Below are 18,636 nucleotides of genomic sequence, written 5' to 3' on the forward strand. Positions count from 1 at the left end.
AGTGACGTAAAGGACAGGCATGTTTATTATGGCTTGCTAATTCTCAGGCTTGTGTGGCTAATATGAATTAATGCTGTTGTGAAACCGTGCTGTAGCCACTAGAGCGAGTGATATGTTTAGCGGAGATCAAAATAGTGAGTATTGAAGGCGAGAGAGCGGACGTTATTGGGGTTAAGAGATCACCAGGCCTACCATGCGGCGGCGATTTAACCGGTTTTTGGCACTCAGTAATTTTTGTGCGCCACCTATCCACAAGCGTGGTTTCGCTTCGAGTTGGGTGCAAAGATAGAGACAATCATGTGCTGACAACGCCAAACGGGTGAGGATATCCGGTTGTGCAGAAGAGATATGCCCGGCCTTATCCGGCTTGATGTGTCTGCCTAGCCAATCCACCAGATGCAGATAATCTTGGAAGGAAAAAGGAAGGCCTTTGGTTTGCAAAGAGCCATTAAAGCCAACAAAATTAAGTAATGGCGGCGATTGAGTTAGACCTTTTGCCGCTTTACTCAGTCTCAGTTTGAGTGAAGTGTATCTGGATTTTTCCGGCGTTGATGCTTCTTTGGCTCGTACCGGGTTCAGGTCAACGTAAGCCATTGCTGCCAGGAGTGCCTTTTCATCCAGTAGCGCCTGGGACTTGAACCGCCCTTCCCAAAAATGTCCGGTACATTCGTCTTCTTTGTTCGCTTGAAGAGCGATATCAAAATTGAGTTCTTTCATAAACCAACTGAGAGAAGACAATCTTTCCCGCCATGTCTCTATGATTTTCATGCACTTATCATTTTCTGGCTGGGTTGTCTGAGCGGATTTAAATCGCTGTATGATTGCCGGTAAGTGGTGATCGATACTCCAGCGTTCGATGACTTCAGCCGGGGATAATGCTAACGCAGACTCGTGGTCAATACGCACCACCAAGTGGTAGTGGTTGCTCATTACAGCATAGGCGCAGATATCGATGCAGTAGATAGCTGCGAGATGAAGGATTTTGTCTTCGACCCATTGGCGGCGATGCTCGTAGGAACGACCAGAGACGTGATCCTGGCCGCATAAGAATGAACGTCGGACACAGCGTGACACGCAATGATAATAGGGCGTTATTTGCGGACAAATAAGTTTGGCACGGGCTGTGGTCATGATGGTCGACTCTTTTGTACAGGCATGGACAGATTGTGGATCCAATCAGAGTTTTCGCAACCGGAGATAAAAGAACTGCGGGTCAGCTTGGAGAGTCGTGCAATTTGGCTGTGGTTCAAGTATGAGAAATGCAGTGTTAGGGCAGAGCGTCTGTCCAGCTCTATTGGTCTTGATTACGGTGTCTTTCCACTTAAAAATCAGCGTCTGTCCCAGTTAAAAACATCTGTCCCACATACAATTGGGGGGAGGGGGGACAACCGGCAGGGCGAATATTAACCCTGCCGGTTGTTCTATTAGTCTGCTTTGCTTAAATCAACCAGTGGTTGCGTAAGCTGTTTGAGTGGCGTCTGTCCCTGAATTTCCTTGACTTTGTTCACCGCCTGAGAGACTTCTTTGTTATTGCGCAGCACAGTGTATGTGACATCAAAGTGTTTGCTTTCGCCAGCCTTGATGGTCGGGACCAGCCCGAGCGGGCGCTGGTACTTGGTGTTATAGGCATAGCTTGTGCCCGGCTCAATGCCCGTCACATAGCCCTGTTGTTCGGTGTCGGTGTTTTTCCATAATGTCAGCACCGGTAACTGAGTGACGTTGTAGCCCAGCGCAACACCGCTAGAGCCGTTCTTGTTGTGTAAAACCGCCAGGCTGTTGCCGTCCGCATCACCGATTGGTTTGAGGTTAAATACCATCTCATCAAAGTTTTTTGTCGGGCCGAGGTAGGTTTGCCACTCTTTCAGGCCAGCCTTGGCGTAGTCATTGAAGGGAGAAATTTCACTCGCTGCGGCGATCACTTTCGCACCCTGTTCCAGGATGGGGCGGCCAAAGTTGGAGTGGTAGATGATCTGGTATTCATCGTCATAGTCTGCTTGGTTGGTCAGGGTGTCATGCAAGGAAAAGCGGTTAGAGCCCGGAGTCACCTCGAGTTTGGTCAGGGTAACCAACTCGGCTTTTTTGAAGGTACGTTCAGAGACTTCGCCTTCAACCGTTATTTTGTGCGGCGCAGCGTCATCAATAGTTACTTTGACGCTGGAAGCCGGTGTATTCTGCACACGACCATGCAGGCTCAGCAGTTGTCCGTTGTCATCCACGCCAGGGTGTCCGGTCCATTCATAACCACAGCGCACCAGCATTTCATTAAATCCGTCCAGCCATCCCAGACCGTTGCGGCTTTCCAAATCGATAAAGGCCGGGTTAACCACTTCTTTGACCGGGGAGTCCCAGCCCAGAATACGTTTGCCATCCCGTTCGACCTTGAGTATCCCCATGCCGCGGGTTGGAACAAGAGTGATCGTCAGTTCACCATTATTAACGATGAGTACGTCCACCCCCAGCTGCTTTCCGCCATGCAGGCGGCGTTTTTCTACTGAGAAAGGCGTGTTAGCCGATAAACCTAACGATTGGTTGCTGACTTGCCAGTTGCCGACATCTTCACCGCTGGCAGAATTGGTTAGCACAAACTCAACGGCCTGAGTATTCATTGCGGCTAAACTGAGCAGGATGGCAGCGTACGAAGTTTTGATTTTCATGTTCTTTCCTTATCTTTTGTTGTTATTTTTAATAACTGAATCGATTCAGCAAAAACATACGCCTGATAAAGGGGAAGCGGCAATGTGCAACTGATAGCAATGTGATCTTGCTGGCAGTGATACGCGAAGTGAAGCTAAATTTTGATTGCTGAATCAACTTCAGCAATTCCGGAGGGCGAGTTGTGTTCCTGTCGCACAATAATATAGAGGAAAAACAGGACGTGTATTGTTAATTTACTGATAAATAAGGTTTATTCTATATGGTATTCGATAAGGTTTATTAGCTGTTGTAGCTCTTGTTTAATATACTCATCGAGCGCAAAGCCGATATTAATGCGCAGGCAGTCTCGATAGCGGTCCGATTCGGTAAACCAAGGGCCGATGCGGATATCCAGCCCCGCTTGTTTCGCGGCCTGGCCCAGGGCTTCCGTGTTCAGGCCAGGGATCTGAATCCACAGCACTAAGCCTCCATCGGGTTGGGTCATTCGACTGTCTGATGGCAGATGCTGGCTCAAATAATTTTGATAGCTTATTTTGTGCTGGTTAAGTTGCTGGCGCGCCCGCTTGAGATGAGTTGCGTAAGCGCCGCTGGCGATAAAATCTGCCAGAGCATACTGAATCAGGGTTGGAACGCCAAGCGCTCGGCGGTTGTACGCTGGGAAAAAGCGCCCGGGGCGGCACCAGCCGAGCCGGTAACTGGGTGACAAAGTTTTTGAGACCGAGCCGCACCACAGCATGTACCCTCCGTCGTCATGGTAACAGGCTGGCAGTGACGCCTGGCTGGCATGCGGTAGTTCAAAATAAACATCATCCTCAATGACAGGTACCTGATACTGATTCGCCAACTGTGCCAGTCTCTGTTTCTGGACATTGGAGAGCGTAATTCCTTGCGGATTCATATGGGTCGTGCAGAACAAGCCGGCTTGCACTTCGTGCTGTTGCAGTTTGGCTTCAAACTGGTCTAAATCAATTCCATCGGGCAGCGAAGGAATTTCAAGTACGCGCAGAGACAACTGGGCGAGCAAATCCAGTAATCCATTGTAGCAAGGTGAGCTCACCGCAACGGTATCGCCGGGACGGGTGCATATTTGCAGCGCGTGGCTGACCGCATCCATACAGCCGTGGGTAATCACCAGCTCGTGCTCGCTGAGTGGAAATCCGCTAAGGGTAAAGTGCTCAGCCAGTGCTATGCGTAAAGCGGATTCGCCCTGAGGTTCGGGGTAAAAGGTGATCTGTTCCGCCGCTCGTTTTATCGCGCGCCGCAAGCTACGCTCTAAAGCTCGCTGTGTCTGAGAATCTAATTGCAAGCGCGATGTGCCTAGCGGGCCACAGGGAGAGAGCGTACGCTGTCTGCTCACTGTTGGGGTGATGGGTTGACTGCTAAAAGGCTGCCAGTCAGGTGGCAGGGTACGGTGGGTGTGTCGCGTGATAAAAAAGCCTGATTGAGGACGAGCGATCAGCCAACCTTGCGACTCAAGTTCTGCGTAGCAACTGACGGCAGTGGAAATACTGACGCTGTGTTGTCTGGCAAACTGGCGCAAAGACAGCATGCGGTCGCCCGGATTAAGTTTTCCGGCCTCGATGTCCTGAATGAATCTGGTGGCCAGCTGTTTGTATCGGCTCATGCGGTGACCATCTCCACTGTACTGGTTAAAATTACAAAAATTGTATCTGTACTGCTTTTATCTGGCAAGCGACACTGAAACCCAGGCAAACAATGCGGAAAGATAACCATGCAGGGACGAGATTTACTGCTCATCATGAGTGTAATGGCCATTTGGGGCTTCAACTTTTCTATGATTAAACTTGGCGTCAGCGCACTAGACCCGCTGCTCATCGCTGCGGCGCGTTTCGTTTGTGCCACGTTTCCAATCATCTTTTTCATCCGGCGGCCGAATGTTGGTTGGCGTTATTTGGTGAGTTACGGTTTAGTGTTTGGCACCGGGATTTGGGGTATGGCGTCTTGCGCCATCACATTTGGTTTGTCGTCGGGTATGGCATCAGTACTGCTGCAGACGGACGTTTTGACGACTGTCCTGGTCGGGGTCTTGGTGTACAAAGAGGTGATATCGCGCCGCATGGCTGCGGGTATTTTGCTGGCCTTAGCCGGGCTTGTGGTGTCAATTATTTACACCAACGGAAACGTGACCTGGAGCGGGGTGATGTTCATCATGATCTCGGCGGTGTGCTGGCCTTTGGCAGGAGTGATTGTGCGCCAGTCAGGTACCCGTCAGGCATTTGCTTTTAATATCTGGGGGATGTTGTTTGCTCCTGTGCCTTTAATTGTACTGAGTGTGGCATTCAATGGCTGGGACGGCGTTGTCGCAACCTATCAGCATTGGAGTATCAATGCCTGGATATCGGTTCTGTTCCAGGCGTACCCGACCACCTTATTTGGCTATTGGGTATGGAACAAAATGGTCCTTAAATATCCAATGAGTCAATTGGCACCCATGACACTCATGGTGACTGTATTTGCGTTGCTGAGTGGGTATCTTATTTACGGTGAACAGCTGTCGGCTGCACAGTGGGTCGCGTGCAGTGCGTTTCTGAGCGGTATCATATTGGTTCTCTACCCGCAGCGGGCAGTCTCCCGCTCGGCGCAATCAGAGCGCCTGCGTCCCACGGTACTATAGTGCCAGATTAAGCGGTGAAATCAGTGCGGATTTTCAGCCGATCGCTCGGTACCTTGTTGGGCGGAATGGTGTTGGGGACAGACGCCGTTGTTTTGGGGCAGACATCGTTTTAGGGACAGACGTTCATGTTTAGACGTTTATGTTCAACATAGACCTGGGCGCGGCCGGTCATGCCACACGATGGCAGTTCGTGCTTCTGCCACCAGAACACTACTCGACTGGGCGTGTGTCCCGTTTGTCTGTGGATGGTGGGTGTCTGTCCCGGTTGTCCGGGGGCAAATGCTATGGGTTACGAATGACGGCTTATTTTGAGTTGGGTGCGCGTGTTTTTTAGCCCGCGAATTCCTTCGATGACTAACGCCATAACCGCCAGCCAGATTGCGATGTAGGTCGGCCATTCTTTAGGGCTGATGGATTCACCCAGTAACAGCGCCACGAATAGCAGCATAACGGGTTCAACGTAAATCAATAAACCAAATAAGCTGAGATTGAGATGAGGCGCGGAAAGGGATTGAAACGCCAGCGCCATAGCGCTGATAATCCCAAGCCCGAATACCAGCCACAGCAGTTGGTAGCTGGTGGTCAAGGTTGAAAGTACATCGCCGCTGTGTATCAGACAATACAGGCTGAATGGTACGCTCAGCAGCATATCAAACCAGACGCCGCCGATACTGTTAGTATCGGTTTTCAGTCGCAGCCAGAAATAGACTGGGTAGCACAGGCAAATTGCCAGCGTAGGCCAGGCCAAGGTTTGAGAAATAATCAGTTGATTCAGAACCCCTATGACTGCGAAGCCGCATGCCAGTTGCTGTAAGCGTGACATTTTGTCGTTGAACGCAAACCTGCCGACCACAACCATGGTAATCGGCATCATAAAGTAGCCGAGTGAGACAGCCAGGCCGTAGCCGTTCACCGGAGCCCACATGAATAACCATAACTGTAGCCCGACCAGAAATGATGACAGGATGCGCGTTGCCCAGAAATAACGCTCATTGATGATGCGGTGCAATATGGTAGTCACTTGCGGCCAGTAACCGCGCATAACAATAAACAGAGTCAGCAGAGGCAGGGTTAACACAATACGCCAGCCATAAATTTCCGTGCCCTCGACGTCTTTCAGCAGAGCAGTATAAGCAAACATCAGGGCAAAGAAGCCTGATGCGATAACGTTAAGAGTGACACCCAGAGCGGTGTTCGTTTGAGTCTGCATGGTTCAGGTCTGTGATCATTTCGATAGAGAGATATTTTATTGCGTATTACTTGATAAAGGTGCTCTAAATACATAGTGTTTATGAGAAATTTTCTCATGGAGTGAGGCGGGAATGACATTAGATAAGTACGACTACTCAATACTGCAGCAGCTGCAGCACAATTGCCAAACTCCGTTACGTGAGTTGGCGGAGATGGTGCATTTGTCGACAGCTTCGGTACAGCGTCGTATCCAGAAACTTAAGGATAACGGCTATATCCAGGCTAGCGTTGCGTTGCTGGACCCGAATAAACTCAATCAGGTGATCACGATTCTGGTGGAAGTGCAGGCCGACAAAACCCACAGCACTGATCTGCAATTATTAAAACACAGTTTTTCCGGACCGGAAGTTCAGCAGTGTTATTACGTGACCGGAGAGGCCGACTTCATGTTGGTACTGCTGGTGCCCAACATGCAACGTTTTCAGCAAATCTGCGATAAATTGTTTCACTCGAATCCTAACGTGAAGTGGTTTCGCACCATAGTTGCACTGGATCGGGTTAAAGCCACCTTGTCCGTACCGATTGAGTCGATTGGATAAATCAGCACCCAGGTAAATACCAATGGTCATCGTATTTTCTTCGGTTCAGGGGCGTGATTTTTGCTGTGTGTCCCGTTTGTACTGGTGATTGACATCAGTCATGATGCGGGATCAAAAATGCCGCCCGGTTGGGCGGCATGGGTCGAATGAATAACAGTTTAAGCCTGAGTGGCAACAGCTTGCTGATTGTCCTGCACGCTCTGAGCTTTCGCGGCGCGAATCTCAAGCAGATCCTGCTCAAGCTGCAGTACCTGGCTGGTCTCAAGCAGAATTCTCTGGTTGAGCTCTGGATTATCTTGCAGTGACTGACCGTAAGAAGGGACCATGGCTTTGATCTTACTTTGCCATTTATCGGAAGCCATTTGGTCGGCAAAACAGCGCTCCAGCAGTTCCAGCATTACAGAGGCTGAAACAGAAGCGCCCGGGGATGCGCCAAGCAGCGCAGTCAGGCTGCCATCTTCGGCGTGTACCAGCTCTGAGCCCAGATGGAGTTCCCCACCTTTACCCGGGACATTCTTGATTATTTGCACGCGTTGGCCAGCCTGCCATAGAGTCCAGTCTTCAGCCTTGGCATTGGGGAAGAATTCACGTAATGCGTTAATACGATCTTCATTGCTTTGTACGAGCTGACCGACTAAATATTTGACCAGGTCAAAACTTTTCATGCCGACCTGAGTCATCGGCAATACATTTGACGGGCGTACGGAGCCAAACAGATCCAGTAACGAACCCTCCTTAAGGAATTTGCTCGAGAAGCTGGCAAATGGGCCAAACAACACCACTTTTTTCCCATCGATGATACGGGTGTCCATATGCGGTACTGACATCGGTGGCGCGCCGACGGCTGCTTTACCGTACACTTTGGCGCGGTGTTGGTTGACGATATCCGGATTGTCGGAAACGATAAACTGGCCGCCGACCGGGAAACCCGCATAGGCACGAGCCTCAGGAATCCCCGATTTTTGCAGCAGAGTCAGTGAAGCGCCGCCAGCACCAATAAACACATACTTGCTATGCACAGTACGCGTGGTATTGGTGGTCAGATCTTTCACTGTAACTTTCCAGGTCCCATCTTTTTGACGTTTAAGCGTGCGCACTTCATGCTGCATGCTGAGCGCAAAGTTTTCACTTTGCTGCAGAATATCGACCATATGGTGGGTCAGGGCACCGAAGTTAACATCGGTACCAAAGCGTGAGCGGGTCGCAGCAATCGGCTGATTTGGATCACGATTTTCCATCAGGAGCGGAGCCCAGGATTTGATCTGTTCACGGTCCTCAGAGAAAACCATGCCGTCAAACAGAGGACTCGTGCGCAGACGCTGATAACGCTTGCGCAAAAATTCTACGTTGTGCTCACCGGTCACAAAACTCATGTGAGGAACACTGTTGATGAAGGTAGCCGGGTCTTTAATCAAACCTTCCTGGACCAAATATGCCCAGAACTGGCGTGAAAGCTGGAATTGCTGGTAAATATTAGCCGCTTTGCCCATCTTGACTTCGCCGTCAGGCGTTTGAGGGGTGTAATTTGATTCCGCTAATGCTGAATGTCCGGTTCCAGCGTTATTCCAACCATTTGAGCTTTCCTGAGCGACTTCGTCCAGACGCTCAAACATTTCGATAGTCCAGCTTGGCTCAAGTTGCTGGATAAAGGTGCCGAGCGTTGCGCTCATAATACCGCCACCGATAAGAACCACATCGACCAGTTTTTCAGACGTAGCAGAGCCGAACTGGTTGAATCCTTTTTGACCAGATACCTTCTTCATGGGACTTAAATCTCTCTCAATTGCAGATAATAACTACTCCGTTATCCGCCCTGACCACTAGATAGCCGTCGTCCAATATTTTTTATTTGGTTTTTTATTGAACGGGGTGTTCTAGAACATCCTTTGGCTCCAGCGACAGACAACGTGTTTAGTTGATGAGTTTGGTAACTAAACAACCAAAACAGTATAAGTGTTACATATTTTTGATGATTTTTTTAGCAAAAAAAGCACAACTAATGCGATAAAGTTTGCGATATAACAATTATTTAACAACAAAGGTGCCACAACAGGACTAATGAATAGTTAGGGTGAATCATTAATAATTCAATCAATTGTATTAATAAATGATGTAAAAAACCTACGTAATATCGCTAGATTTTATTTGTGACAACTATGTTAAAACCAGTGTTTATTGATAGCGCTTTCACATACATTCGGCATGGTTATTTCAGCTGTTCTAAACAGGCAACAACAGAGGTGGAGCACAATGCGTCACGATCAGTTTAAGGGCGGTTGGCACCTGACTGTGGGTCAATCAGATTGCGGTCATTCCGCACTTTTTGAGGGTGTCTGTCCCACTTTTTGAGGACGTCTGTCCTGCTTGATGTTTGTGTGGACGGCGTCCGTTCCGGTTAATGGTTGCGGCCTGACAATCGTGGCTGGCGATAATACTTATTCGGCTTGCATGGTGCGACGATAAGCGCTGGGTGTCTGTCCTGTGACGCGGCTGAATTCGCGATTAAAGTTGGACTTGGTTTGAAAGCCGGATCTGAGGTAAACCTGGGTAATACTCTCATCACTGTTTACCAGATACTGTTTGGCGTGTTCAATCCGGTATTCGTTCAGCAGTTTGGAAATGTTACGGCCGTGGATCTGGTTGACTGCGGCCGAGATCTGTTTGGCCGGGATCGTCAGCTTTCTCGCCAGACGATCAAGTGTGAGATCCGGGTCGAGATAGGCTTGCTGGGTATGCATCAGATCGTCGAGTTTGAGCACGATAGCCTGCGCATCACTGGTAGCCATCGCTGAGGTTGTTTTTACTGTTGCTACTGGTGCTGTCTCTGCTTGGCTGCGGCTATTTAGCTCGTCAGACAAAGTACTGCGGCTGACCTGGATTACGCTGAGGGCCAGAAGCGGCAGCAACACGCTGTAGCCAATGGCGAGGATATACATGGCATATCGGCCAGAGTTGAAGCTGAAATCAATGCTCAGCGCACCGTCAATACAGGCTGAGAACAGCAGCATACAACCGGCCAACTGCTCGGCATAACGAACCTTGTCCAAATCAGATACGCGTACTTGCTGCGCTTCAGCGCGCGATGAGTAGAGCAGTCGTATGCCGTAGCCGATATAGAGCAGGGTTAACATTAAGTCGAGCGGTGCATGCCAGTATGGATAGCTGAATACCGCGAAAGTGATACACATCGGACCTGACCAGTGCAACAGTGACAGTCGTCCTGTTTGATGGGCACGCTGGAAACAGTACCAGGCGGTCATCGGCACCAGAGAGGCTAAGATCGGCTGCAATAAGCGCAACAGAGTTAAATCTAAACTCCAGCGCATTCCCACCACGGCGGTTGTTACCGCACATAACGCGCTAAAGCCGCTGGCCGGTTTGCTGTCATTCTCTGGTTTGCACCACAAGATGACGGCAAGCAGCATTAACAGCATAGAGACCACAAACGGCAATGGGATCGCGATCATCGGTTTTCCTTATCTTGGCATGATGGAATGTGTGCAATGGCAAAGTTTTACTTGCGCTAGCCTAACCATTACCTCGTCCGGAGTGAAGCTCAAATGGACTGAAACCAGATTCAGGCAGACCTAAAACCGGTTTGAGGACGCAAAGAAGCCTTTCTATCGCGATAGTGAGCTGACTGCGTGATGAATGCAGTTTGTCTGTTTAACCCGTGAAGGAGCTGAAACTATGAAATGGTATTGGTTGGCCTGGCAGCATGGACTGGATTTTTCCGGCCGTGTCCCGCGCCATGCTTATTGGGCCTTTTTTGCAGTCAACCTGGTGGTGAGTCTGCTGTTGATCGCGCTCGATATTCACCAAGCGTCAATATGGTCCGCGTGGCTCGAAATAGGTTACAGCGTCGCAAGCTTTTTACCACTGCTGGCACTGACGGTGCGTCGTCTGCATGACCTTGGCCACAGTGGTTGGTGGAGTCTGGTGTTTTTGGTGCCTGCGATTGGCGTGCTGATTTTACTGATACTGATGTTACTGCCAGGTGAGAAACAGGCCAATCAGTATGGTCTGGCAGGGGAGGAGAAGATATGAAGCGATGGACGGCGGTTTTGCTGGGCGGGTATTTAACGCTGATTAGTGCGAGCGTTTGGTCGGAGGGCAAATCGGAAGTGATTAATCACTTACCCGCTGGCTTAGAGGGGATGGTGATCATACCCAAGGCTGCGCATGGGCATTTATTGTACTTACATGGCCTGGCCGGAGAAGGACGCTATCTAAGCCGCAATGAGCACGGCGAGCTGTGTATATTGGCACCGCTGCCTATGATTGCCGGTAATATCCGCCTCGGGACGATTGGGATTGATGAAAGCGGCCCGGTCATTCTCAATATTTACAATCCGGTTCTGGCGCGCCAGATCAGACACGGGCAGCAGATCGAAAGCCGGCAATGGCGAGTTGCTTTGCCTCACGCAAAACAAACAGCTGATATCGAGATTGCCACTGGCCTGGATAGCGAGATGGATTTCATTATTAATCCGCGCCGACGCTGGACGTCGTGGCTGCGCGGTAGTGAACCTCAACCGAGTTGTAAGACAATCGCTAGCGGGCCGACTGACAGTACGCCGCTAAGATAAATACAGTCAGTGGATGAGCGCCAGTATCACCATGTGTGCTGTGATGCTGGCGCATTATATCGCTAAAGCTTAATGACGGCTGAACGTGGCTGACAGTTAGGTCAAGCGCGCGGTATCTTGTTTGATATTGACGATGCTGTTTTCAATGTCGGCGACACTGTGTTGTGACTGTTCGGTGGCCTGATGAATCGCCGCTATACTGTCGGTGTGAAGCTGACAGGTACTGGATAGCTCTTCCATTGCTGTGGCTATCTGTCCGGACATCTGGGTAATTTGCCCCAGCAGAGTGCCGATATTGAGTGTCGATTCTAGACTTTGAGTACTATGAGCAACGCAGGTAGTAACGCCATCCAGACACTGGCATAAATCGTCTGTGAGATCCCTTTCTGTTTATCGACCATGGTCTGGATTTTATTCAGAAAGCCGTTCATGGAATATGGGATAGAACCTGAATTTATTGCGTGATTCAAATTAATGTATAGGAATGGCTATTTGGCTGGAAATAGTATGATTTGTGGAAAAAGAAATATTCATTGTTTTTTGTTAACCAGGACACAAAAAACGCCGGCGATGACCGGCGTTTTTCTCATTTAAGCAGCGCTAATTATTTGTCTGCGACTTCACCCAGTTTAATCCAGGTGTCAATCACAGTATCTGGGTTCAATGATACTGAGCTGATGCCCTGTTCCATTAACCACTCAGCCAGATCTTCATGGTCAGAAGGTCCTTGACCACAAATACCGACGTATTTACCGGCTTTGGTTGCCGCATCGATCGCCATCTTCAGCATCACTTTGACTGCCGGGTTACGCTCGTCGAACAGATGAGCAACGTCGCCGGAGTCACGGTCAAGACCCAGAGTCAGCTGAGTCATGTCGTTGGAGCCGATAGAGAAACCGTCAAAGTACTTGAGGAACTCGTCAGCCAGTACGGCGTTCGATGGCAGTTCGCACATCATGATGACTTTGAGGCCCTGTTCGCCGCGGCGCAACCCAAACTTAGCCAGAATGTCGATCACCGAGGCCGCTTCGCTTGGAGTACGCACGAACGGGATCATGATCTCAACGTTTTTCAGGCCCATTTCGTTACGCACGCGTTTCACCGCCTGAGTTTCCAGCTCGAAACAGTCTTCGAATACCGGCGAGATGTAACGTGATGCACCACGGAAGCCCAGCATCGGGTTTTCTTCGTGCGGTTCGTAGTTTTTACCACCGACTAGGTTGCTGTATTCGTTTGACTTGAAGTCAGACATACGCACGATGACGCGTTTTGGCCAGAAAGCGGCCGCGATAGTCGCGATGCCTTCGGTCAGTTTGCTGACGTAGAAATCAATCGGATCTTTGTAACCGCGGATACGCTGGTTGATTTCTGCTTTCAGTTCGTCGGTTTGCGCGTCGAAGTTCAACAGTGCTTTCGGGTGAATACCAATCATCTTATTGATGATGAATTCGAGACGCGCCAGGCCAACGCCTTCGTTCGGGATCTGTGCGAAATCGAAAGCACGATCCGGGTTCCCCACGTTCATCATCACTTTGGTTGGCAGCAGTGGCAGTTCATCCACGGAAGAGCGGCGGATTTCAAAGTCCAGCAGGCCGTTGTAGACGTAGCCGGTTTCACCTTCTGCACAAGAGACAGTCACAGTCGCGCCGTCGGTTAGCGTGCTGGTGGCGTTACCACAACCTACGATCGCCGGAATACCCAGTTCACGAGCGATGATGGCAGCGTGACAGGTACGGCCGCCGCGGTTGGTGACAATCGCGGAAGCTTTCTTCATTACCGGTTCCCAGTCAGGGTCGGTCATGTCAGTCACCAGAATGTCACCGGTTTGCACCAGAGACATCTGATCCAGCGAATCAACCAGACGCACAGTACCGCTACCGATACGCTGGCCGATAGCACGGCCTTCGATAAGCACGTCAGCTTTGTTGTTCAGTTCGTAACGTTCAATCACGTTCTGCTCGCTCTGGGAGCAGACGGTTTCCGGACGGGCCTGTACGATGTACAGCTTGCCATCGATACCATCTTTCGCCCATTCAATGTCCATCGGACGCTGGTAGTGTTTCTCGATGATCAACGCCTGTTTAGCCAGTTCTTTGATTTCGTCGTCGGTCAGAGAGAATTCGTTGCGCTCTTGTTCAGAGGTATCGACGATTTCCACCTGTTTGCCGATTTCCTGGCTGTTTGCGTAGATCATTTTGATCTGTTTCGATCCGAAGGTTTTCTTCACGATCGGTGCCTGACCCGCTTCAAGCAGCGGTTTGTGCACGTAGAACTCATCCGGGTTAACCGCACCCTGAACCACCATTTCGCCCAGACCCCAGGCTGAGGTGATGAATACTACCTGGTCGAAGCCAGATTCCGTATCCAGAGTGAACATGACACCGGAAGATGCTTTGTCTGAACGTACCATGCGCTGAATACCGGCAGACAGTGAAATACCGCGATGGTCAAAACCCTGGTGTACACGGTAAGAGATGGCACGGTCGTTAAACAGCGATGCGTAAACGTGTTTGGTGGCTTCCAGAACGGCATCAATGCCTTTCACATTGAGGAAAGTTTCCTGCTGGCCGGCAAATGAGGCATCTGGCAGGTCTTCTGCAGTGGCGGATGAACGCACTGCCACAGAGAGATCCTGGTTACCTTCGATCAATGTTTCATAGTTGTCGCGAATGTCGCGCTCCAGATCGGCAGGGAAGGGGGCATCCAGTACCCATTGACGAATCGTGGCGCCGGTTTTACGCAGCGCGTCAACATCTTCGACGTCCAGAGCGTCCAGTAATTCGTGAATGCGATCATCCAGGCCTTCAAAATCAAGGAACTGGTTGAATGCGTAAGAGGTGGTTGCAAAACCATTAGGAACCGAAACACCGGCGTTGGCTAGGTTAGATACCATTTCGCCGAGTGATGCATTTTTACCGCCGACTTTGTCGACATCTTCCATGGACAGGCCATTATACCAGAGGGTGTTGTTTTGCATGTCTTTCTCCAGAACATTGCAGCTTTGTAGGGTGGCAATCGATTACGCATCAGCTTTAAAAAAATCCACAGGAAATTTTTAAAGCTGTGGGGGGCGTAATGGTATGCCGGGTTTTATTATCGGTATTATGTGTAACATCCTAATCAAGTTATTTTTAAGTTTTAAACAAAAATGCATACAGAAAGTCAAAGTCGTGATGTATTCTACGTTTCCGATGGAACGGCCATCACTTGTGAAACCGTTGGTCACGTGGTTCTGGGACAATTCCCGTTTCCGGCCAACGAACAAACCTTCCCGTTTATCGAATCCAGCGACAAGCTCAGCGAGCTGATCAAACAGATTGAGCTCTCTTACACCCGCAATGGTGTGCGTCCGCTGGTGTTCTTTTCTATGGTCGTTCCCGAACTGCGCGAGCGCCTGCTGAATGCGCCAGCTTATTGCTATGATGTGCTGGACAGCATAGTGCAGCGTGTCAGAGACGATATTCAGATGGAGCCGGTGCCGAAGTTGCAGCGCTCGCGTAGTGTCGGTAAAGACACCAATACCTATTTTGACCGTATTGCGGCGATAGAATACACCCTGGCGCACGACGACGGTGTGTCACTCAAGGGGCTCGAGCAGGCGGATATTATCCTGCTCGGCGTATCGCGCAGCGGCAAAACGCCAACCAGTCTTTACATGGCGATGCAGTTTGGCCTGCGTGTCGTCAATTACCCGTTTATTGCCGATGACATCCGCGCGCTGCGCCTGTTGCCTGAGTTTGAGATGCATCGCCACAAGTTGTTCGGTCTCACTATTGACGCCGAGCGTCTGACCGAAATTCGTGAAAACCGTCTCGCCGGCTCCAATTACGCCAGCACTCAACAGTGTCAGACTGAACTGGCAACTGTTGAGGGATTGTTCCGGCGCGAAGCGATTCCTTACATCAATACCTCGTCGTTATCGGTGGAAGAGATTTCGACCCGCATTCTGGAGAAATCCGGCCTCAAACGCCGTCTGTTCTGAGCATCGTCCGCTGGCTCTTAGCTTTATCACAAGGCGCTCCGGGGAGCGCCTTGCTGATTGTGGCCTTTTACCTCTGTTGTGCCTGATTAGTGTCAGTTGACCAGCGGGCGGGCCACTTCATCCACCAGATACAAGATGGATTGATAAGGGATGCCGCTATGATGCGACAAACCGATTTCACAGGTACGGCTGTTACTGAACCCGCGCGTGCACTGCTCTGGTACCTGCTCTCTGAGCGGCTTAACCGCTGCTGCATTGAGCTCTGGCGTGGTAAAACCTTTATCACCGGCCCAGCCGCAGCACTGAATATGTTCAGGTACCACGACTTCTGACGCGCAGGCTCTGGCCAAAGCCAGCATGGCGTTTTCCAGCCCCAGGCGGCGTGCACTGCAGGTAATGTGCAGCATCACTGTTTCATCTTTCGGCGTGATCGCCAGATGATCGAGCAGGTATTTACTGACAAATCCAGCCGGTTCAAGCACCTCGAGCGGTTGAGTAAACTGCTCAATGCTGCGTTTGGCACACGGACTGGTGTCCATCAGCACCGGATATTCCCCCTGCCTGCTGGCCTGCCAGATGGCTTGTTCCAGCTGCTGCGCCTTACTGCTGGCCAGTTCACTCATCCCTTTGCTGTCATAGGGCATACCGCAGCACAGCTCACTGAGCGCATCCGGCAGTATCACTTCATAACCGGCTTTGTTGAGCAGCGACAAGATTACTTCTGTCAGCGGACGTTGATCCTGCGCATCTTGTTGCTGGCCCATATTGCGGCTGGCACAAGAAGGTACGTAGACCACTTTCTTTTCTCGTTGCGGAAGATTGTATGCCGCCCGCTCAAGTGGGTGCGTGTTTGCCTGCGGCATTTCCGGTATCCAGAGCGGCGTTTTGCCTTTGGTCAGGCGACGCAATCCGTTGCTCAGGCCGGCGACGGTTTTTGCGCCCAGAGTATTGGTCGCCAGTTGATTGGCTTTGAGGCCGGTTCTGGCCAGCGCGGTGGTGGTGGCAAAGTGCTCGGCGGTCCAGCGCGCGATTGGGGTAAATTTTTCGTATTTGGCGCTGCGCAGTTTTTTGACCAGATCGCCAGTGTTGATGCCGACCGGACAACGCTCGGCACATAAGCCGGTTGCCGCACAGGTATCCATACCCTGGTACTCGAAGACTTTGGCCAGTTCACTCGCTTCGACCTCTTCTCCGGCTGCCCGGCGACGCTGCAGTTCGCGATACAACACGATACGCTGGCGCGGTGACAGGGTCAGTGTGCGTGACGGGCAGACCGGTTCACAAAATCCGCACTCAATACAGCGGTTAACCAGATCGTCAGCGGCAGGCATAGGTTTGAGATGACTGATATGGGAGTGAGGATCGTCATTGATAATGACGCCGGGATTGAGCAGTCCGTGCGGGTCAAATAAGGCTTTGATTTTCTGCATTAGCGCATAACCGTCTTTGCCCCATTCCAGCTCAACATAGGGAGCCATGTTGCGTCCGGTGCCGTGTTCGGCCTTAAGTGAGCCCTGATATTTCACCGCGACCAGATCAGCGACCTCATCCATAAAGGCGCCGTAGCGATCGATTTCCTGCTGACTTTCAAACCCCTGGGTAAAGACAAAATGCAGGTTGCCTTCCAGCGCATGGCCAAAAATGATCGCTTCACTATAGTGGTATTTATCAAACAGCGTCTGCAGATCGCGCACACCCGATGCCAGATATTCGACCGGGAAAGCGACATCTTCAATAATCACGGTCGTACCGACTTCACGCACTGCGCCCACCGCGGGGAACATGCCTTTACGTATCCCCCACAGGGTCGCGACCATGCGGTTATCGGACGTAAACGGCACGGACTCCAGAATCTGATAATCACTCAGGGCGGCAAGAATCTGGTCGCATTGTGCCTGCAGGGTTGCATCATCACTGGCATGAGTTTCAATCAGTAGAGAAGCGGCTTCCAGATCCAGGTTGGCAATAAAGGCTGGCATGCCTTTTTGGTCTGCGACCGAACGCATGGCGCGCCCGTCCATCATCTCCACGGCAGCGACGGGTGTGAGAGAGAGCTTCGTCACGGCCTGGCTGGCCTGCTCAATATCGGCAAACACCAGCAGAGCTGACGCTTTGTGGCTATGCTCAATGACGGTGTTATAGGTAATTTCCGCGATGAATCCCAATGTACCCTCGGAACCTATCATCAGGTGTTCCAGAACTTCAATCGGGTCGCTGAAATCGACCAGCGCATTCAGCGCGTAGCCGGTCGTATTTTTTAAGCGATATTTGTGACGAATACGTTCGCTCAGTTCCGTATTGGCCAAGGTTTCGGCGCACAGTGCCTGCAGCCCTGCGACTAACTGCGGTTTGTGCTGTTTAAAGCGTGCGACACTGGCCTCATCACGGGTATCGAGCACAAAACCATCGGCAAAGACCACTTTCATACTGTCCACGGTGCGGTATGAGTTTTGTGCGGTACCGCAGCACATGCCGCTCGAGTTGTTGGCGGCGATACCACCGATTTTGCAACTATTGATCGAGGCAGGATCCGGGCCGATTTTACGTTGGTAGGGGGCAAGATATTTATTGGCATCTGAGCCGATGACGCCGGGCTGCAGGAGAATCTTGTGGCCATCATCGAGGATCTGGTGACCGCGCCAGTCGTCGGTCAGGGTGATCAGCACTGAGTCCGACACGGCCTGGCCCGACAAGCTGGTTCCCGCTGCACGGAAGGTAAAATGGATACCGAGCGCAGCGCAGCTCTCAATGGCAAAAATGACCTCCTGCAGGGAGTTGAGGCGCAGCACTATTTTCGGTACCAGACGATAAAAACTGGCATCGGTGCCGTAGGCCAGACGTTTGGCTTGCTGAGTAATGATGCGCTCGGCGTCAATTTGGCTACTGAGCCGTTGTTCAAGTTGCTGATATTGAGCTGCAGAAGGTGACTTGTTCATATGACTTCCTGTTTTTATTCAGGCTCTCAGTACCGGAGGCTGAAAGCCT

The 18,636-nt window shown here is 50.9% G+C and carries 15 protein-coding genes; 5 read left to right on the top strand and 10 right to left on the bottom strand.

What is annotated here, in order from left to right; translation table 11 throughout:
• Positions 1–171 precede the first annotated feature (171 nt).
• The 3 genes from E6C74_RS05845 to E6C74_RS05855 form a co-directional block, all read right to left on the bottom strand.
• Positions 172–1,131 (bottom strand): transposase, encoded by a 960-nt coding sequence (locus E6C74_RS05845; protein WP_136483757.1) that lies wholly within the window; start codon positions 1,129–1,131, stop codon positions 172–174.
• A gap of 293 nt (positions 1,132–1,424) precedes the next feature.
• Positions 1,425–2,654 (bottom strand): aldose 1-epimerase family protein, encoded by a 1,230-nt coding sequence (locus tag E6C74_RS05850; protein ID WP_136483758.1) that lies wholly within the window; start codon positions 2,652–2,654, stop codon positions 1,425–1,427.
• Positions 2,655–2,905: 251 nt separating this feature from the next.
• Complete coding sequence (locus tag E6C74_RS05855) at positions 2,906–4,279, bottom strand: PLP-dependent aminotransferase family protein (protein WP_136483759.1); 1,374 nt, start codon at positions 4,277–4,279, stop codon at positions 2,906–2,908.
• Positions 4,280–4,387: 108 nt separating this feature from the next.
• On the opposite strand from E6C74_RS05855, the gene E6C74_RS05860 reads away from it, so the two are divergent.
• Positions 4,388–5,290 carry an EamA family transporter gene (locus E6C74_RS05860; protein ID WP_136483760.1) on the top strand — a complete coding sequence of 301 codons (903 nt, stop codon included), beginning with the start codon at positions 4,388–4,390 and terminating at the stop codon, positions 5,288–5,290.
• A 289-nt stretch (positions 5,291–5,579) separates the two neighbouring features.
• Here E6C74_RS05860 and rarD read toward each other — a convergent pair whose 3' ends face one another.
• Positions 5,580–6,500 carry an EamA family transporter RarD gene (gene rarD, locus E6C74_RS05865; RefSeq protein WP_136483761.1) on the bottom strand — a complete coding sequence of 307 codons (921 nt, stop codon included), beginning with the start codon at positions 6,498–6,500 and terminating at the stop codon, positions 5,580–5,582.
• Between the two features lie 112 nt (positions 6,501–6,612).
• Here rarD and E6C74_RS05870 point away from each other — a divergent pair, with 112 nt between their 5' ends.
• Positions 6,613–7,080 carry an Lrp/AsnC family transcriptional regulator gene (locus E6C74_RS05870; RefSeq protein ID WP_136483762.1) on the top strand — a complete coding sequence of 156 codons (468 nt, stop codon included), beginning with the start codon at positions 6,613–6,615 and terminating at the stop codon, positions 7,078–7,080.
• 158 nt (positions 7,081–7,238) lie between these two features.
• Here the strand turns inward: E6C74_RS05870 and mqo are convergent, their stop codons facing one another.
• Together mqo and E6C74_RS05880 are read right to left on the bottom strand one after the other, a co-directional pair.
• Positions 7,239–8,843 carry a malate dehydrogenase (quinone) gene (mqo, locus tag E6C74_RS05875; RefSeq protein ID WP_136483763.1) on the bottom strand — a complete coding sequence of 535 codons (1,605 nt, stop codon included), beginning with the start codon at positions 8,841–8,843 and terminating at the stop codon, positions 7,239–7,241.
• Positions 8,844–9,515: 672 nt separating this feature from the next.
• Positions 9,516–10,547: an AraC family transcriptional regulator gene (locus E6C74_RS05880; RefSeq protein WP_136483764.1), complete on the bottom strand. Its 1,032-nt coding sequence runs from the start codon at positions 10,545–10,547 to the stop codon at positions 9,516–9,518.
• Between the two features lie 223 nt (positions 10,548–10,770).
• Here E6C74_RS05880 and E6C74_RS05885 point away from each other — a divergent pair, with 223 nt between their 5' ends.
• Together E6C74_RS05885 and E6C74_RS05890 are read left to right on the top strand one after the other, a co-directional pair.
• Positions 10,771–11,127: a DUF805 domain-containing protein gene (locus E6C74_RS05885; protein WP_136483765.1), complete on the top strand. Its 357-nt coding sequence runs from the start codon at positions 10,771–10,773 to the stop codon at positions 11,125–11,127.
• A complete protein-coding gene (locus E6C74_RS05890; protein WP_136483766.1) occupies positions 11,124–11,669 on the top strand; it encodes a hypothetical protein in 546 nt (181 codons plus the stop codon). Before E6C74_RS05885 ends, E6C74_RS05890 begins: the two co-directional genes overlap by 4 nt.
• 96 nt (positions 11,670–11,765) lie before the next feature.
• Here the strand turns inward: E6C74_RS05890 and E6C74_RS20975 are convergent, their stop codons facing one another.
• The 3 genes from E6C74_RS20975 to ppsA all read right to left on the bottom strand — a co-directional run bounded on the left by E6C74_RS20975 (position 11,766) and on the right by ppsA (position 14,646).
• On the bottom strand, positions 11,766–11,933 hold the full coding sequence (locus E6C74_RS20975) for a hypothetical protein (RefSeq protein WP_168796969.1): 168 nt from the start codon (positions 11,931–11,933) through the stop codon (positions 11,766–11,768).
• 44 nt (positions 11,934–11,977) lie between these two features.
• The gene (locus E6C74_RS21200) at positions 11,978–12,100 is read right to left on the bottom strand and encodes a hypothetical protein (protein WP_276605441.1); all 123 of its coding nucleotides are present in this window, start codon (positions 12,098–12,100) and stop codon (positions 11,978–11,980) included.
• Between the two features lie 173 nt (positions 12,101–12,273).
• A complete protein-coding gene (ppsA, locus tag E6C74_RS05895; protein ID WP_136483767.1) occupies positions 12,274–14,646 on the bottom strand; it encodes a phosphoenolpyruvate synthase in 2,373 nt (790 codons plus the stop codon).
• Positions 14,647–14,817: 171 nt separating this feature from the next.
• Here ppsA and E6C74_RS05900 point away from each other — a divergent pair, with 171 nt between their 5' ends.
• Positions 14,818–15,651, top strand: a complete 834-nt coding sequence (locus E6C74_RS05900) for a pyruvate, water dikinase regulatory protein (protein ID WP_136483768.1) — start codon at positions 14,818–14,820, stop codon at positions 15,649–15,651.
• 92 nt (positions 15,652–15,743) lie between these two features.
• Here E6C74_RS05900 and E6C74_RS05905 read toward each other — a convergent pair whose 3' ends face one another.
• A complete protein-coding gene (locus E6C74_RS05905) occupies positions 15,744–18,587 on the bottom strand; it encodes an FAD-binding and (Fe-S)-binding domain-containing protein (protein ID WP_136483769.1) in 2,844 nt (947 codons plus the stop codon).
• Between the last annotated feature and the right edge of the window lie 49 nt (positions 18,588–18,636).

Origin of the sequence: Vibrio sp. H11 (assembly GCF_004804295.1) — a bacterium.
GTDB lineage: Bacteria > Pseudomonadota > Gammaproteobacteria > Enterobacterales > Vibrionaceae > Vibrio > Vibrio ostreae.

Coding starts and splice junctions, on each gene's coding strand:
- E6C74_RS05845 (WP_136483757.1), bottom strand. CDS start 1,131: ATGACCACAGCCCGTGCCAAACTTATTTGTCCGCAAATAACGCCCTAT.
- E6C74_RS05850 (WP_136483758.1), bottom strand. CDS start 2,654: ATGAAAATCAAAACTTCGTACGCTGCCATCCTGCTCAGTTTAGCCGCA.
- E6C74_RS05855 (WP_136483759.1), bottom strand. CDS start 4,279: ATGAGCCGATACAAACAGCTGGCCACCAGATTCATTCAGGACATCGAG.
- E6C74_RS05860 (WP_136483760.1), top strand. CDS start 4,388: ATGCAGGGACGAGATTTACTGCTCATCATGAGTGTAATGGCCATTTGG.
- rarD (WP_136483761.1), bottom strand. CDS start 6,500: ATGCAGACTCAAACGAACACCGCTCTGGGTGTCACTCTTAACGTTATC.
- E6C74_RS05870 (WP_136483762.1), top strand. CDS start 6,613: ATGACATTAGATAAGTACGACTACTCAATACTGCAGCAGCTGCAGCAC.
- mqo (WP_136483763.1), bottom strand. CDS start 8,843: ATGAAGAAGGTATCTGGTCAAAAAGGATTCAACCAGTTCGGCTCTGCT.
- E6C74_RS05880 (WP_136483764.1), bottom strand. CDS start 10,547: ATGATCGCGATCCCATTGCCGTTTGTGGTCTCTATGCTGTTAATGCTG.
- E6C74_RS05885 (WP_136483765.1), top strand. CDS start 10,771: ATGAAATGGTATTGGTTGGCCTGGCAGCATGGACTGGATTTTTCCGGC.
- E6C74_RS05890 (WP_136483766.1), top strand. CDS start 11,124: ATGAAGCGATGGACGGCGGTTTTGCTGGGCGGGTATTTAACGCTGATT.
- E6C74_RS20975 (WP_168796969.1), bottom strand. CDS start 11,933: ATGTCCGGACAGATAGCCACAGCAATGGAAGAGCTATCCAGTACCTGT.
- E6C74_RS21200 (WP_276605441.1), bottom strand. CDS start 12,100: ATGAACGGCTTTCTGAATAAAATCCAGACCATGGTCGATAAACAGAAA.
- ppsA (WP_136483767.1), bottom strand. CDS start 14,646: ATGCAAAACAACACCCTCTGGTATAATGGCCTGTCCATGGAAGATGTC.
- E6C74_RS05900 (WP_136483768.1), top strand. CDS start 14,818: ATGCATACAGAAAGTCAAAGTCGTGATGTATTCTACGTTTCCGATGGA.
- E6C74_RS05905 (WP_136483769.1), bottom strand. CDS start 18,587: ATGAACAAGTCACCTTCTGCAGCTCAATATCAGCAACTTGAACAACGG.